The 14,847-nt window shown below is 61.9% G+C and carries 15 protein-coding genes and 1 riboswitch; of the genes, 6 read left to right on the top strand and 9 right to left on the bottom strand.

Annotated features, from left to right (window positions below):
- Positions 1 to 20: 20 nt before the first annotated feature.
- A complete protein-coding gene (locus LOKVESSMR4R_RS18085) occupies positions 21 to 653 on the top strand; it encodes a glutathione S-transferase (RefSeq protein WP_087213551.1) in 633 nt (210 codons plus the stop codon).
- 19 nt (positions 654 to 672) lie between these two features.
- On the top strand, positions 673 to 1,272 hold the full coding sequence (locus tag LOKVESSMR4R_RS18080; protein ID WP_087211691.1) for a glutathione S-transferase: 600 nt from the start codon (positions 673 to 675) through the stop codon (positions 1,270 to 1,272).
- 3 nt (positions 1,273 to 1,275) lie between these two features.
- Here the strand turns inward: LOKVESSMR4R_RS18080 and LOKVESSMR4R_RS18075 are convergent, their stop codons facing one another.
- Entirely contained in the window at positions 1,276 to 1,923 is a 648-nt protein-coding gene (locus tag LOKVESSMR4R_RS18075) for an outer membrane protein (RefSeq protein WP_087211688.1), read from the bottom strand.
- A 373-nt stretch (positions 1,924 to 2,296) separates the two neighbouring features.
- Here LOKVESSMR4R_RS18075 and petA point away from each other — a divergent pair, with 373 nt between their 5' ends.
- The 3 genes from petA to LOKVESSMR4R_RS18060 are packed head-to-tail and all read left to right on the top strand — an operon-like array spanning position 2,297 to position 5,086.
- The gene (petA, locus tag LOKVESSMR4R_RS18070; RefSeq protein ID WP_087213548.1) at positions 2,297 to 2,857 is read left to right on the top strand and encodes a ubiquinol-cytochrome c reductase iron-sulfur subunit; all 561 of its coding nucleotides are present in this window, start codon (positions 2,297 to 2,299) and stop codon (positions 2,855 to 2,857) included.
- 12 nt (positions 2,858 to 2,869) lie between these two features.
- Positions 2,870 to 4,210: a cytochrome b gene (locus LOKVESSMR4R_RS18065; RefSeq protein ID WP_087211685.1), complete on the top strand. Its 1,341-nt coding sequence runs from the start codon at positions 2,870 to 2,872 to the stop codon at positions 4,208 to 4,210.
- Positions 4,211 to 4,219: 9 nt separating this feature from the next.
- Positions 4,220 to 5,086, top strand: coding sequence for a cytochrome c1 (locus LOKVESSMR4R_RS18060; protein ID WP_087211682.1), 867 nt, complete (start codon positions 4,220 to 4,222; stop codon positions 5,084 to 5,086).
- 53 nt (positions 5,087 to 5,139) lie between these two features.
- On the opposite strand, the gene LOKVESSMR4R_RS18055 is transcribed toward LOKVESSMR4R_RS18060, so the two are convergent.
- Genes LOKVESSMR4R_RS18055 through thiB form a run of 3 tightly spaced genes read right to left on the bottom strand, consistent with a single transcriptional unit; the run spans position 5,140 to position 8,313 of the window.
- Positions 5,140 to 5,832, bottom strand: coding sequence for an ATP-binding cassette domain-containing protein (locus tag LOKVESSMR4R_RS18055; RefSeq protein ID WP_087211679.1), 693 nt, complete (start codon positions 5,830 to 5,832; stop codon positions 5,140 to 5,142).
- Positions 5,819 to 7,348 (bottom strand): ABC transporter permease subunit, encoded by a 1,530-nt coding sequence (locus tag LOKVESSMR4R_RS18050; RefSeq protein ID WP_087211675.1) that lies wholly within the window; start codon positions 7,346 to 7,348, stop codon positions 5,819 to 5,821. The genes LOKVESSMR4R_RS18055 and LOKVESSMR4R_RS18050 overlap by 14 nt, the downstream gene beginning before the upstream one ends.
- Positions 7,324 to 8,313: a thiamine ABC transporter substrate binding subunit gene (gene thiB / locus LOKVESSMR4R_RS18045; RefSeq protein WP_237331845.1), complete on the bottom strand. Its 990-nt coding sequence runs from the start codon at positions 8,311 to 8,313 to the stop codon at positions 7,324 to 7,326. Before thiB ends, LOKVESSMR4R_RS18050 begins: the two co-directional genes overlap by 25 nt.
- Positions 8,314 to 8,350: 37 nt before the next feature.
- A riboswitch (TPP riboswitch) is annotated at positions 8,351 to 8,449 on the bottom strand.
- A 90-nt stretch (positions 8,450 to 8,539) separates the two neighbouring features.
- Here thiB and aroC point away from each other — a divergent pair.
- Entirely contained in the window at positions 8,540 to 9,643 is a 1,104-nt protein-coding gene (gene aroC / locus LOKVESSMR4R_RS18040) for a chorismate synthase (protein ID WP_087211671.1), read from the top strand.
- Between the two features lie 18 nt (positions 9,644 to 9,661).
- Here the strand turns inward: aroC and LOKVESSMR4R_RS18035 are convergent, their stop codons facing one another.
- The 5 genes from LOKVESSMR4R_RS18035 to tspO all read right to left on the bottom strand — a co-directional run bounded on the left by LOKVESSMR4R_RS18035 (position 9,662) and on the right by tspO (position 14,820).
- On the bottom strand, positions 9,662 to 10,525 hold the full coding sequence (locus LOKVESSMR4R_RS18035; RefSeq protein WP_087211668.1) for a DMT family transporter: 864 nt from the start codon (positions 10,523 to 10,525) through the stop codon (positions 9,662 to 9,664).
- Between the two features lie 76 nt (positions 10,526 to 10,601).
- The gene (locus LOKVESSMR4R_RS18030) at positions 10,602 to 10,892 is read right to left on the bottom strand and encodes an HU family DNA-binding protein (RefSeq protein ID WP_007206370.1); all 291 of its coding nucleotides are present in this window, start codon (positions 10,890 to 10,892) and stop codon (positions 10,602 to 10,604) included.
- Positions 10,893 to 11,025: 133 nt separating this feature from the next.
- Complete coding sequence (locus LOKVESSMR4R_RS18025) at positions 11,026 to 12,507, bottom strand: AMP nucleosidase (RefSeq protein ID WP_087211665.1); 1,482 nt, start codon at positions 12,505 to 12,507, stop codon at positions 11,026 to 11,028.
- Positions 12,504 to 14,300, bottom strand: coding sequence for an adenine deaminase (locus LOKVESSMR4R_RS18020; RefSeq protein WP_087211662.1), 1,797 nt, complete (start codon positions 14,298 to 14,300; stop codon positions 12,504 to 12,506). Before LOKVESSMR4R_RS18020 ends, LOKVESSMR4R_RS18025 begins: the two co-directional genes overlap by 4 nt.
- Positions 14,301 to 14,340: 40 nt before the next feature.
- The gene (gene tspO, locus LOKVESSMR4R_RS18015) at positions 14,341 to 14,820 is read right to left on the bottom strand and encodes a tryptophan-rich sensory protein TspO (protein WP_087211659.1); all 480 of its coding nucleotides are present in this window, start codon (positions 14,818 to 14,820) and stop codon (positions 14,341 to 14,343) included.
- Positions 14,821 to 14,847: the final 27 nt, after the last annotated feature.

The following is a 14,847-nucleotide window of genomic DNA, read 5'->3' as shown; positions in this document are numbered from 1 at the left end:
CCGCCGGAGGCATCGAATCTTTGCAATCCCGCCCCATCCTCTGGACCTTCCGCCGCTGTCCTTTCGCCATGCGCGCAAGGCTTGCGATCCATGCCAGCGGCGTTCAGGTGGACCTGCGTGAAATCCTGCTGCGCGCCAAACCGGCGGCGTTTCTGGCGACCTCGCCCAAAGGCACCGTGCCGGTCATCGACACCGGCGAAAGCGTGATTGCCGAAAGCCGCGACATCATGCTCTGGGCGCTGGCGCAGAACGACCCCGAAGGCTGGCTGGACATGCCGCAGCAGGGGCATGACCTGATCGACCTTTGCGACGGGCCGTTCAAGACCGCGCTCGATCACACCAAATATGCCCCGCGCTATCCCGATCTGGACATGGCGACCGAACGCGCCAAGGCGCTGGATTTCCTGCGCGATCTGGACGCGCAGTTGCGGGGGTCGGCGTTCCTGTTCGGGGCGCGGCCGCGCATGGCGGATATGGCGATCCTGCCCTTCCTGCGCCAATTCGCCCATATCGACCTTGCGTGGTTCGCAGCGCAGGACATGCGGGATCTGGCGCGCTGGCTGGATGATTTCAAAGCCTCCGCGCGTTTTGCCGCCGTGATGCAGAAATATCCGCCTTGGCAAAGCGGGCAGGATCAGGTCTTGTTCGGCTGACTTGCAAACAGGTGCCACGATGAAACTGCTGATGTCCCCCGCTTCCCCCTTTGTGCGCAAGGTCCGTGTGGTGCTGCGCGAACTCGACCTGTTGGATCAGGTGGAAGAAGTGGCCGTGACTACAACGCCGCTGGCCTCTGATCCGGCGGTCATCGCGGCCAATCCCACCGGCAAGATCCCCGCGCTGGTCCGCGACACCGGCCCTGCGATCTATGACAGCCGCGTCATCACGCGGTTTTTGAACGATCACGCAGGCGGCTCATTCTATCCGCAGGCGCGCATCTGGGACGTTTTGACGCTGGAAGCAACGGCAGATGCGATCATGGAAGCCGCCGTGCTGATGACCTACGAGGCGCGGCTGCGCCCCGAAGCGCAGCAATCATCCGATTGGATCGATGCGCAATGGGGCAAGGCCAGCCGCAGCATCGCCGCTGTCAACGCCCGCTGGATGAGCCATCTGCAAGGCCCGCTGGATATCGGGCATATCGGGATCGCCTGCGCGCTGTCCTATGTGGACCTGCGCCATGATGCGCGCGGTTGGCGACAGGGAAATGACGCGCTAGCGCAATGGCACGCGACTTTCGTCAGCCGCACCAGCATGGCCGACACGGCGGTCTGATATTCAGAAGTTGAAACTGACGCCGACATTCACCGCATTGGTGAACACATCGGTTTCAATGGTGCCGCCGGTATCAAGATCGCCTTTGTTCGACGAAAATGTGCCTTTATATTCACCAAAGACCGACCATTGGTCGCTGATCGGATAGCTTGCACCGGCGATCCAGGTCGCGGCAGGGCCGGCCAGCTGATAGCCAAAGGTTTCAGAGGCACCGTATTCCACCTCGACATAGGGGATCGACACGCCAAGCCCGCCGCCAACATAGGGCGTCATCGCGCCCAGCATATTGGGCCAGCGGCGATAGGCGTTCACCGTCAGGATGTTCAGACCATCGGTAAATTCCAGCACGCTAAAGCCGGTCGGCATATTGTCATCTTTGGGATAGATCTTGTTGTGCGCGAAATCGAGGCCATAGCCGAAGGTCGGCGATTGCCACCGGGTCAGGCGGATACCGTAATAGATCGGTGCGCTGGCGGAGCGGCCTTCCCAGCTTTGCGAGAAATCGGAATTGGGTATCACGCTGTCACCCCGAATCACGACATCAGAGTCAGGTGCGGATTGCGCGCCGCCATAAAAGCTCAGCTCGACCTCGGCAGAACCCAATGTCGGCAAAGCCAACAGGCCGCAGCAAAGTGCAAAGGTGCGCAACATGATCGAATCTCCAGCGTAGCAGTCGGAAAGCACCCCTAAAGACTGCCGCAAAAAGGCGCAATAAAACATTAAGTGATACCGCGTATCTTGCCCTTCTGTGCCTACTCGGCCACAAATTCACGCATATTGGCAGCAAAAAACCGAATTGATTACAGGCTGGGTCGCCATTCGACCTATGTGACCCGCAGCGGCGCAGGACAAGACATGTGACCCTGCGGGCGCGCCACCGTGAAACCGGGGTTGACCCTGCGCCCGAATGTCCGCTGGACGCCTGTGGTGAACGGGGCTAAACAGCGGCGAATTGGACCGATGGCAACATCGGCCTATTTTATTTATGGGCAGGTTGCCCGCCAACGAACCGGAGATGCACCCAGTGTCACAAGTTGAAGAACATCAGGGAACACGCCGCGACTTCCTTTACTATGCCACCGCCGGTGCCGGCGTTGTCGTGACAGGTGCCGCAGTCTGGCCTCTAGTCAATCAGATGAACCCCTCTGCCGACGTGCTTGCGCTGGCGTCGATCCGCGTGGATGTCAGCGCCGTCAACCCCGGCACGCAGCTGACGGTGCTTTGGCAGGGCAAGCCGGTTTTCATCCGCGCCCGCACAGAGGCCGAAATCGCCGAGGCGAATGCCGTCGATCTTTCGACATTGCCCGACGGTCTGTCGCAAAACGCCAACCTTGATCCAACAGCGGATGCAAGCGACGCGAATCGCGCCTTGTCCGAAGATGGCGTCTGGCTGGTCCAGATGGGCATCTGCACCCACCTTGGCTGTGTGCCTCTGGGTCAGTCGGGTGATTTCAACGGCTGGTTCTGCCCCTGCCACGGGTCGCATTACGACACCGCAGGGCGCATCCGTCGCGGGCCTGCACCGCGCAATCTTGATATTCCCGTCGCGTCCTTCGTGGACGAAACAACCATTCAACTCGGTTAAGGAGAGCGATCCATGGCTGGTATCCCCCACGACCATTACGAACCAAAGTCCAATGGCGAAAAGTGGCTGCACACGCGGCTGCCGATCGTCGGGCTGATCTATGACACCCTGATGCTGCCGACCCCGCGCAACCTGAACTGGATGTGGATCTGGGGGATCGTGCTGGTCTTCACGCTGGTGCTGCAAATCGTCACCGGTATCGTGCTGGTCATGCATTATGTGCCGCATGTGGACATGGCCTTTGCATCGGTCGAACATATCATGCGTGACGTGAACGGCGGCCATATGATCCGCTATTTCCACCAGAATGGCGCATCCTTGTTCTTTGTCGCGGTTTACGCGCATATCTTCCGGTCGCTCTATTACGGGTCATACAAGGCCCCACGCGAAGTGACCTGGATCATCGGGATGCTGATGTATCTGCTGATGATGGGCACCGCCTTTATGGGCTATGTGTTGCCATGGGGGCAGATGTCGTTCCACGGGACCGCCGTGATCACCGGCCTGTTCGGCGCTATTCCTTTCATCGGTGAAGGCGTGCAGACTTGGCTTTTGGGTGCATCGGCCGTGGGTCAGCCTGCGCTGAACCGGTTCTTCTCGCTGCATTATCTGCTGCCCTTCATCCTGCTGGGCCTGACGATCGTGCATATCTGGGCCTTCCACACGACCGGCAACAACAACCCCACGGGCGTCGAAGTCCGCCGCACGTCCAAAGAAGACGCCGAAAAAGACACGCTGCCGTTCTGGCCCTATTTCGTGATCAAGGACCTGTTCGCGCTGGCCGTGATCCTGGCCGTCTTCATGGCAATCGTCGGGTTCATGCCGAACTATCTGGGCCACCCCGATAACTATATCCCGGCAAACCCGCTGGCGACGCCTGCGCATATCGTGCCGGAATGGTATTTCCTGCCATTCTACGCGATCCTGCGCGCCTTTGACGGCGAAGTCTGGCTGGTGATTTTCACCCAATGGATCACCTTTGGCATCATCGACGCGAAATTCTTTGGCGTTCTGGCGATGTTCGGCGCGATCGTCGTGATGGCGCTGGCCCCTTGGCTGGACACATCGACCGTGCGGTCCGGCCGCTATCGCCCGATGTTCAAATATTGGTTCTGGCTGCTGGTCGTCGATTTCTTTGTCCTAATGTGGGCAGGGGCCATGCCGGCAGAGGGGATCTATCCCTATATCGCGCTGGTCGGCTCGGTTTACTGGTTCGCCTATTTCCTGGTGATCCTGCCCCTGCTTGGTGTCATCGAAAAGCCGCTGACACCGCCAGCGACAATCGAGGACGACTATAACGCGCATTACGCGCCGAAAAGCGACAGCGCGCCTGTTGCCAATCCGGCCGAGTGAGGAAGACCAATGAATATGTTCCGTAACGCCACACTCGCCGCCGCAGCAGCGCTTGCCCTGACATCAGGGCAGGCCATCGCGGCGGGCGCCAAGATCGAAGTGACCGATTATGCCTTCTCGTTCGAAGGTCCATTCGGCCAGTTCGACCAGATGCAGCTGCAGCGCGGCTTGCAGGTCTACACAGAAATCTGCGCAGCCTGCCACGGCCTGCAATATCTGTCCTTCCGCAACCTGTCGGACGCCGGCGGGCCGGACCTGCCCGAGGATCAGATGCGCGCCTATGCCGAATTCTACGAAGTTTTCGACCAGGCCCTGTTTGACGGCGAAGGCGATTTCCGCCCCGCCACCCCAGCCGATAAATTCCCGATGTCGAACCTGTCCAATGCGCCGGATCTGACGCTGATGGCCAAGGCACGCGCTGGCTTTTCGGGGCCATATGGCACCGGTCTGGCACAGCTGTTCCGGGGCATGGGGGGCGCGGAATATATCGCCTCTTTGATGACCGGCTATGTGGAAGAACCTGAATGCGCCCTCGAAGGCGAACCGATGGACGGATATTACAACATCGCTTTTGCCGCTGGCGGTTTCCCGGACAGCTGCAAATATCCAAATGGCGACCACAAGGTACCCGGCAGCTGGATCGCCATGGCGCCACCGCTTTATGGCGATGACGTTTTCTACGAAGACGGCAGTGCAACCGATCTTGTCGCAGTGTCAAAGGATGTCGCGGCCTTTCTGATGTGGACCGCAGAGCCCAAGATGATGGCCCGCCAGCAGGCTGGCCTGACCGGCGTCATTTTCCTGACGCTGCTGTCGGTGCTTCTCTATCTGACCAACAAGCGTTTGTGGGCGCCCTATAAAAACAAAAAGGCGTAACGCCCGCTTGTTCCAAAATGAAAAGGCCCGCCAGATCGGCGGGCCTTTTTCGTTCAGCCCAGATAGGCCGCCAGCGCGGCAGAGGGGGCATCGAAAAACGCCTGTGTTGCGACCGGCGCAGAGACGGTCCCATCAGCGACAAGACAGGCCGCATCCGCGATGCGCCGTGCATCACCCGGATCATGCGTGACCATCAGAACCGTGCGCCCTGCCGCGCCCAAAGTCGCTTGCACCAGATCCAGCATATCATCCTTCAGACCCGGCCCAAGCGCGGCAAAAGGTTCATCCAGCAGCACCACGGGCCGGTCCGCCAGCAGAACCCGCGCCAGCGCCGCGCGGCTTTGCTGTCCGCCTGACAGCGCCGCGGGTTTGCGCGCGCCCAGCCCGGCCAGCCCGACCGATGCCAAGGCGCGGTCGACCTCTGCACGCTCGGCCGCGCCCAGATGCAGCGCGGGGCGCAGCCCCAGCCCCACATTCTGCGCAATGCTCAGATGCGCGAACAGGTTGTTATCCTGAAAGATCGCGCTGACCGGGCGGGCACCGGGTGGCAGGGCGGTGATCTCGGTCTCTTGCCACAGCACCCGGCCTGCGGCCGGGGCCAGAAACCCCGCCAGCGCCGCCAGCAAGGTGGATTTGCCCGCACCCGACGGCCCGATCAGCGCGGTGATCTTGCCCGCGCCGAATGTGACATCGGCTGTGAGGCGGAAATCATCCTGCTGCAAGACCAGCTTGTCACAGATCAGCATTGCCGCGCCCTCCCCGGTCGCAGATCCAGAAGGCCACAAAACTGAGCGCCAGCAGCAGCAGGGCGGCCCCTGCGGCAGCCTCCATCCGGTAGGCACCCATCAGCCGGTACATGGCCAGCGGCAGGGTCTGCTGTGCCTCGCCCGCAAAAAGCGTGATGACCCCAAGATCACCCATCGACAAAGCCGCGGCAAGCCCCGCCCCGAAGCCCAAGGGCCGGCGGATGCGCGGCAGCACGACAATCCGCACCCAGCCCCAGCGCGACAGGCCAAGGCTGGCACCAAGGCGGCTATAATCCCGCGCCACCTCGTCCACGGCCTGCCCGATCGCGCGCAAGGCAAAGGGCAAGGCCAATGTCGCATTGACCAGCACGGTGATTGGCAAGGCCAGACGCGCGGGGTTGATGAAAGGATAGACCAGCAGGAATGCCCCCGTGCCCACAACCAGGCCTGACGCCGCCAAGGGCAAGACGCCGACAACTTCCATGACCCGCCCGCCGCGCAGTGCCAGCGCCAGCGCCATGCAGAGGCAAAGCAGGGCAGAGCATGCCGCCACGATCACCGACCGCCCCGCCGCCGCCCAGATATCGGCAGGCAGCAGCGCCAGCCCCGGCAGACCGCGCCAGACCACCATGCAAAGCGGGGTGAACAGGAACAGGGCGACCAATCCGATCATCAGGTAATCCAGCACCGGCCAGCGCAGATCCCAGCGCTGCACGACACGGTCCAGCCCTGTGCCCATCGTATCGACCAAGGACAGCCGCCAGACGATGGCCGCCGCCACCACGCAGAGCCCGAATTGCACACAGGCCAGCAAGGCCGCGCGCCCCAGATCGAAATCGAACCGCAGCGCCTGATAGATCGCCAGTTCGACCGTGGTCGCACGCGGCCCGCCGCCCAGCGTCAGCGCCACTGCGAAACTGGTCAGGCAGATCAGAAAGATCACCAAAAAGACCCCCGGCACCACCCGGCGCAGCATCGGCCATTCCAGCAAGCGGCCCACAGGCGCGTTCAGCGATGCGGCAAGGCGGAACTTTTCCGCCGGGATCGCCAGCCAGCCTTGCAGGATCAGCCGGATCGCCAGCGGCAGGTTGAAAAAGACATGCGCCAAAACCACGCCGTGAAAGCCGAAGATGCTGATCGCGGGCAGGCCAAGCCATGCAAGGGCGCTGTTGACCACGCCTGCGCGTCCGAACACCGCCAGCAAGCCGATCACCGCCACCACGACCGGCAACAGGAACGGCGCACCCATCAGCGTGATCAGCAAAGACCGCCCCCGAAACCGCCGCCGCGCAAGCGCGCGCGCGACGGGGATTGCCAGCAGCACACTCAGCCCTGCGGACACCAGCGCCTGCGTGACAGTAAACCGGATCGCGGCCCAATCGGCAGGCGACAGCCCGCGCTGCCATTCGGCGCGCCAGCCGACAGCGGCCAGCGTGCCAATGGTCAGCACCAGCACCAGCGCCGCCGCTGCGGCACCGGGCCAGCGCGGCGCTATTGCGACAGCGCGTTGCGCCATTCGTCCAGCGCCGTATCACGGATCGCTGCGGCATCCTCGGGCGACAGCAGCAGGGCCAGATCGGGGGTGATCAGCGTCTCGAACCCGGCGGGCAGGCCAGCCTCGGGGATCACGGCGGGATACATCCAATTGGTCGTCGGGATGATCGACTGGAACGCATCCGAGACCATGAAGGCCAGAAATTGATCCGCCAGTTCCGGCTGGTCGGTGCCGGCGACTTTGGCCGCGACCTCGACCTGCATGTAATGGCCTTCGTCAAAGGCCCAAGCGCGCTTGCTGTCATCCTCTTCCGCGATCAGGTGATAGGCGGGGGATGTGGTATAGGACAGGACGGCATCCGCCTCGCCCTCGAGGAACAAGCCATAAGCTTCGGACCAGCCCGGCGTGACGGTGACGATATTATCGGCCAGATCAGCCCACAGATCGGCGGCGCTGTCAGGATAGGCGGTCTTGACCCACATCAGCAGGCCCAGACCGGGGGTGGATGACCGGGGGTCCTGAATAACGATCCGGATATCGCTGTCGGCCAAGGCGCGCAGGGATGTCGGCGCTTCGGCACCGGCATTGCCGACAAAGGCGAAATAGCCCCAGTCGAAGGGCAGGAATTCAGGATCATCCCAGGTGATCGGCAAGTCCAGATCAGCGGTCACACCATGGGGTGCAAACAGGCCCGTTGCACGCGCGGCGGCGATCAGGTTGGTATCAAGGCCCAGCACGATATCAGCCTCGGTCCGTGGACCTTCCAACTGGAGCCGCGCCAGCAGCGCCGCACCATCACCAGTGCCGATGAATTGTAGATCACAGCCGCAAGTTTCCTCGAAGGCGGCCTCGATCGCGGGGCCGGGGCCCCAGTCGCTGACGAAGCTGTCATATGTCATCACTTGCAATACGGGGGTCTGCGCGACGGTGCCGCTGGCACAAAGCGCAAATCCCGCAACAAGTGGCAGATAAATGGATTTTTGCATTCTATCCTCCAAATGCGACGGGCGGATTGGGGGAATAGCGGGATTGCCATACCTTCCCTCCGCCGGTCCTAACCGGTTCAGGTTCAACGGGTCTGCAAACGCATCTCAGCCGGTAAAGGCACCCCGAGGTGGGGCGCAAGCTAGGGTGGAACGCGGCGGGGCGCAAGGGAAACCTCTTGAGCCTGCCCCCCCCGCCCGCTAGACCGATGCCAAACAGGGGTTTGCCATGTCCATCAACAGTTTCGGTCATTTGTTCCGCTTTACCACTTGGGGCGAAAGCCACGGGCCAGCGCTGGGTGCCACGGTCGATGGCTGCCCGCCCGGCGTGCCGCTGGACCCTGCGATGATCCAGCAATGGCTGGACAAACGCCGCCCCGGTCTGAACAAGAACACGACCCAACGCAATGAACCCGATGCGGTGGACATCCTGTCGGGTGTCTATGAGGGGCGCACCACCGGCACGCCCATTCAGCTGATGATCCGCAACACCGACCAGCGGTCCAAGGATTATGGCGATATCCTGAATACGTTCCGCCCCGGTCACGCCGATATCACCTATCACCAGAAATACGGGCTGCGCGATCCGCGCGGTGGCGGGCGGTCATCGGCGCGCGAAACCGCGTCACGGGTGGCGGCAGGCGGTGTGGCGCGCGAGGCGATCAAGGCGATTGCGCCAAATGTGCAGATCAAAGGCTACATGACCCAGATGGGCACCAAGCAGATCGACCGCACCCGGATGGATTGGGACCAGATCGACCAAAACGATTTCTTTTGTCCCGATGCGCAGGCCGCAGCGGAATGGAACGACTATCTGACATGGCTGCGCAAGGATGATCACAATTCGGTCGGCGCGATCATCGAGGTGGTGGCGCGCGGCGTGCCTGCGGGCATCGGCGCGCCGGTTTATGCCAAGCTCGACACGGATCTGGCCGCCGCGATGATGTCGATCAACGCCGTCAAAGGTGTCGAAATCGGTGAAGGCATGGCCGCCGCCGCGCTGACCGGGCGGGATAACGCGGATGAGATTTTCATGGGGCCGAACGGGCCGGAATATGCGTCCAATCATGCGGGCGGCATCCTTGGCGGGATCAGCACGGGGCAGGATATCGTCGTGCGCTTTGCGGTGAAACCGACCTCATCCATTCTGTCCCCGCGCAAGTCGATCATGATGGACGGCAGCCCGACCGAAGTCATCACCAAGGGCCGCCACGACCCCTGCGTCGGCATCCGCGCTGTGCCGGTGGGCGAGGCGATGATGGCCTGCGTGATCCTGGATCATTTGCTGCTGGATCGCGGCCAGACCGGCGGCGTGCGCGGTGTGATCGGGTAAGGTGGATCACGATCCACCTTACGTCTGTTTCGACAATTGCACCGCCAGAATACCCCCCGCGATAATCGCGACACCCAGTACATCCAGCGGCCCGATCTTTTCACCCAACAGGATCGCGGCCACAGCGACGCCCAGGAACGGGTTCAAAAAGTGAAAGGTCGATGCTTTGACCGCGCCGATCCGGCCAACCAACAAGAACCAGACCAGCGTCGCCGCCAGCCCCGGCACCAGCACGGTATAGCTAAAGGCCAGGATCAGCTGCCAGTTCCAGGTCACCTCTAGCGTTTCCAATGTCATGGCGGGTATCCACAGCAGCGCCGATCCGACCAGCATCTGCAAGCCCACGATCATCAGCACATTGCCGCCAGAGGATGCGCCCAGCACCGCCAGCGTGGCGATGGTCAGCGAAATCACCCCGATCACGCAGAGGATCAGGCCAAAGATATCGACCCCGCCCTGGATCCGCGCGCCCATGATCAGCACCACGCCAATCACCCCCGCCGATAGCCCTGCGATCCCCAAAGGGCGCACCCGCGTGCCAAAGACCACCCAACCAACCAGCGCCACCAGCAGCGGCATGGTCGAGGCGATGATCGCGGCCAAGGAGGCGGGAATCGTCTGCATCGCCACAAAGTTCAGCCCGAGGTAAAGCGCATTCTGGCAGATCCCAAAGACCAGCACCCCGGTCCATTGCCGCCGCGTCAGCCGCGCGGATTGCCCCAGCAGCCAAGCGATAACCACACCGATCAGACCGGAAATCAGGAACCGCAGCGCCAGTGCGGACAGCGGCGGCGCATATTCCACGATCACCCGCGCCGAGGTAAAGGCCGAGGACCACATGAACGCGAAGGCGAGGCCCATCAGAACCGCTTTGATATCCATGTCACCTCACGAGAAAAAGGGCCGCCTGTCGGGGCGACCCTTTCCTGATTTCGCATCCGGCACAAGGCCCGATAGCTTAGCCGTTGACGCTGTCTTTCAGGGCCTTGGCGATCGTCACTTTGACAACCTTGTCGGCTTCTTTCTTGATCTGCTCGCCGGTGGCAGGGTTGCGCACCATCCGCTCGGGGCGTTCGCGGCAATAGATCTTGCCGACGCCGGGCAGGGTGACAGCACCGCCGCCAGCCACTTCGGATGTGATGATGCCGGTCACGGCATCCAGCGCAGCGCCTGCTGCTTTTTTGTCCATGCCGGTCTGATCGGCAATTGCAGCAACCAGCTGCGCTTTGGTCATTGGTTTCGTCGCCATATTACTGGTCTCCCTCATTCGCCCCATCTGTAGGGCCTATTCCCCGCCCTTATAACGGTATGTTGTGGCACACCACAACGAATAGTGGCTCCTGACAAGGCAAAAACGCACTTTTCCACCGTTTTTTCTTGCGTCAGAGGAAAGCAGTCTCCTCGAAACTGCGTAATTTGCGGCTATGGATGCGTTCCAGCGGCATTTCGCGCAGCAATTCCATCGCGCGAATACCGATCATCAGATGCGCCGCAACCTGCGTTTTGTAGAAATCCGATGCCATGCCGGGCAATTTCAATTCACCATGCAGCGGTTTGTCGGAGACGCAAAGCAGGGTGCCATAAGGCACGCGGAACCGGAAACCATTGGCGGCAATCGTCGCGCTTTCCATATCCAGCGCGATAGCGCGCGATTGCGACAGCCGCTGCACCGGTCCCGCCTGTTCGCGCAATTCCCAGTTCCGGTTGTCGATGGTGGCAACGGTGCCAGTGCGCATGATGCGTTTCAGCTCGTAGCCTTCAAGCTGGGTGACATCCGCCACCGCCGTTTGCAGCGCGATCTGGATTTCCGCCAGCGCCGGGATCGGCACCCAGACCGGCAGATCATCATCCAGCACGTGATCTTCGCGCAGATACGCATGGGCCAGCACGAAATCGCCCAGCCGCTGCGAATTGCGCAGGCCCGCGCAATGACCCACCATCAGCCAGGCATGCGGGCGCAGCACGGCGATATGGTCGGTCGCGGTTTTCGCATTCGACGGGCCGACGCCGATATTGACCAGCGTGATCCCCGCGCCATTCGCGCGTTTGAGGTGATAGGTCGGCATCTGCGGCAGTTTCGCAGGCACCGGCAGCGGCGCGTCATGGGCCGTGATCTCGACATTGCCGGTGCTGACGAAACTCGTGTAGCCGCTGGCAGGATCGGCCAGCATCTTGCGGGCGAAAGCCTCGAATTCCTCGACATAGAACTGGTAATTGGTGAACAGCACATGGTTCTGGAAATGCTCGGGCGCGGTGGCCGTGTAATGCGCCAGACGCGCCAGCGAATAATCAATCCGCTGCGCGGTGAATGGCGCCAGCGGGTGCGCCCCGTCGGGATAGGTGAACCCCGCACCGTTGACGATGGCATCATGCGTGGTGCTCAGGTCCGGCACGTCGAAATTGTCGCGCAGGTTGAAATCCATCGACCCGTCCTGCGGCACGGTCACGCCCGGATCATTGGCCACCGCGAAATGCACGGGGATCACCGTGTCCGAAGTGCCGATCACCACGGGCACGCCGTGGCTTTTGAGCAAAAGGTCGATCTGCTGTTCCAGATAGCTTTGGAACAGGTCAGGGCGGGTGACGGTCGTGGCATAGGTGCCCGGTTCGGCGACATGGCCAAAGGACAGCCGGCTGTCCATCTTGGCATGGGTCGTCGTGGTCAGGCGGATTTCGGGATAGAAGGCGCGAAACCGTGTTTCCGGCTGGCCGTCCCGCAGGGCGGTGATAAAGTTCTCTGATAGAAACCCGACAGAAGCATCATAAATTTCGATCAAGCGCGCAACCGCCTTTTTCGGATCGGTAAAGGCCTTGGCTTGCGGCAGGTCAGGTGTCCGGATGACAACCTTTTGGGGAGCGTTCATGTATTTTCCTCGAACAGATCGGTAATTTCGAATTTCGTCACATCGACCAAGCCCAGATCAGAGATCCGCAACGCCGGTATGACAACCAGCGCCAGCAGCGAATGCTGCATATAGGCATTGTTCAGCGTGCAGCCGCAGGCGGCCATCGCGGCGACCATGGCATCGGCCGAGGCGGCGACCTCTGCCGCGGGGCTGTCGGACATCAGCCCCGCGATGGGCAATGCGACCAGCGCCAATTCGGCATCGTCTTTCCAGACGGTGACACCGCCGCCGACCTCGCCCAGCCGGTTCGCCGCCTTGGCCATCAGCGCGCGGTCGGTGCCGACGACGATCATATGGTGGCTGTCATGCGCCACGGTCGAGGCGATGGCCATCCGCCCCCTATAGCCAAAACCCGAAACAAAGCCGTTCACAACCTTACCCGTCGCGCGGTGCCGTTCGACAAGCGCGATCTGATAGGTATCGCCTTGTCCTTCGACCACACCATCGACCACGGGCAATTCGGCGGTCAGCGCCTCGGTCGGGGCCTGGTTTTCGACGACGCCGATGACTTTGGCGACGACGCTATTGGCCCCTTTCGGCGCGGGGACGGCGAAATCGGCGTGATCCAGCAGCTTGCCCATCCGCACCGTCTGACGCGCATCATCGGGCCAGTCGTAATGCGGGCAATCCACGGTGATCTTGCCGTTCAGCGCCACGGTCTTGCCGCGTGCAATCACGTGCTCGATCGGCAACGTGACAAGGTCAGAGGTCAGGATCACATCGGCGCGGCGGCCCGGCGTGATCGAGCCAAGCTCACGTTCCAGACCGAAATGGGTCGCGGTGTTGATCGTCGCCATTTGCAAGGCGATCAGCGGGTCGCAGCCGCAAGCGATGGCATGGCGCACGACGCGGTTCATATGGCCATCATTAACCAAGGTGCCGGAATGGCAATCATCGGTGCAGAGGATGAAATTGCGCGGATCCAGCCCCTTTTGCGTCACCGCCGTGATCTGGCTTTCAACGTCATACCAGGCCGAGCCTAGCCGCATCATCGACCGCATGCCGTTGCGGGTGCGGGCCAGCGCGTCCGCCTCTGCCGTGCCTTCGTGGTCGTCGGCGGCGCCGCCTGCGACATAGGCGCTAAAGGCCACGCCCTTGTCAGGGCTGGCATAATGGCCGCCGACGGTCTTGCCCGCGCGCATCGTGGCGGCCATTTCGGCCAGCATCTGCGGATCACCGTTCACGACGCCCGGAAAATTCATCATCTCGCCCAGACCGATGATGCCGGGCCATGCCATCGCCTGTGCCACGTCATCGGCGCTGATCTCGAATCCAGTGGTTTCCAGACCGGGGGCAGAAGGCGCGCAGGACGGCATCTGGGTAAAGATATTGACGGGCTGCATCAGCGCCTCGTCATGCATCATCCGCACACCGCGCAGGCCAAGGACATTGGCGATCTCATGCGGGTCGGTGAACATGGTCGTCGTGCCATGCGGGATCACGGCGGCGGCGAATTCGGCGGGGGTCAGCATGCCGCTTTCGATATGCATATGCCCGTCACACAGGCCGGGGATCAGGTAACGGCCATCCGCCTCGATCACTTCGGTATCTGGGCCGATGCAATGGCTGGCGTCAGGGCCGATATAGGCGAAACGCCCGGCGGCGATGGCGACCTGCCAATCCAGCAGCTCTCGGGTTTGGACATTGACCAGCTTGCCGCCACGGATGACCATATCGGCGGGGCTGCGGCCTGCGGCGACAGCGACCAGATGCGGGGCGACATCCGCCCATGATTTGATGTGATTTTCCATCCCCAAAATTGACACCGATTCAGGCAGTGTTCAAGGGGGGTCAGATCGCGCTCAGGTCGAGTGGCTTTTCATCGGGGTTCAGCCGCAGCATCGCGATGCTAAGCGCGGTCGCGATGGTCACCCAGACCAGATAGGGCACAAAGGCCAGCCCGGCCCAGACATCCAGCTGGAAATGCGTGATGGTGCAGCCCAGCACCGCCAGCCACAGCGCCCCGATGATCGGCAGCGAGCCTTTCAGGCGGCGCAGGCCAAAGAACACCGGCGTCCAGAGCGCGTTCAGCGCGATCTGGATCGCCCAGAAAGCCATCGCATAGCCATTGCCGTCAATCATCGCGACCCGCGCGCCGGCAAAGGAAATCAGCAGATAGATTGATGTCCATGCCACAGGAAACATCCAGTCGCGCGGCACCCATGTCGGTTTGTTCAGGCTTTTATACCATGCGCCTGTCGGAAACAGCGCACCGGTCGATCCGGCGGCAAAGGTCGCGGCCAGAAACAGCAAGAACAGCACATAATCCATCAGAGGCCCTTTCGCGCTACCCAACCT

Origin of the sequence: Yoonia vestfoldensis, from assembly GCF_002158905.1 — a bacterium.
GTDB lineage: Bacteria > Pseudomonadota > Alphaproteobacteria > Rhodobacterales > Rhodobacteraceae > Yoonia > Yoonia vestfoldensis_B.
This window is presented reverse-complemented; position numbering and strand designations above follow the sequence as displayed.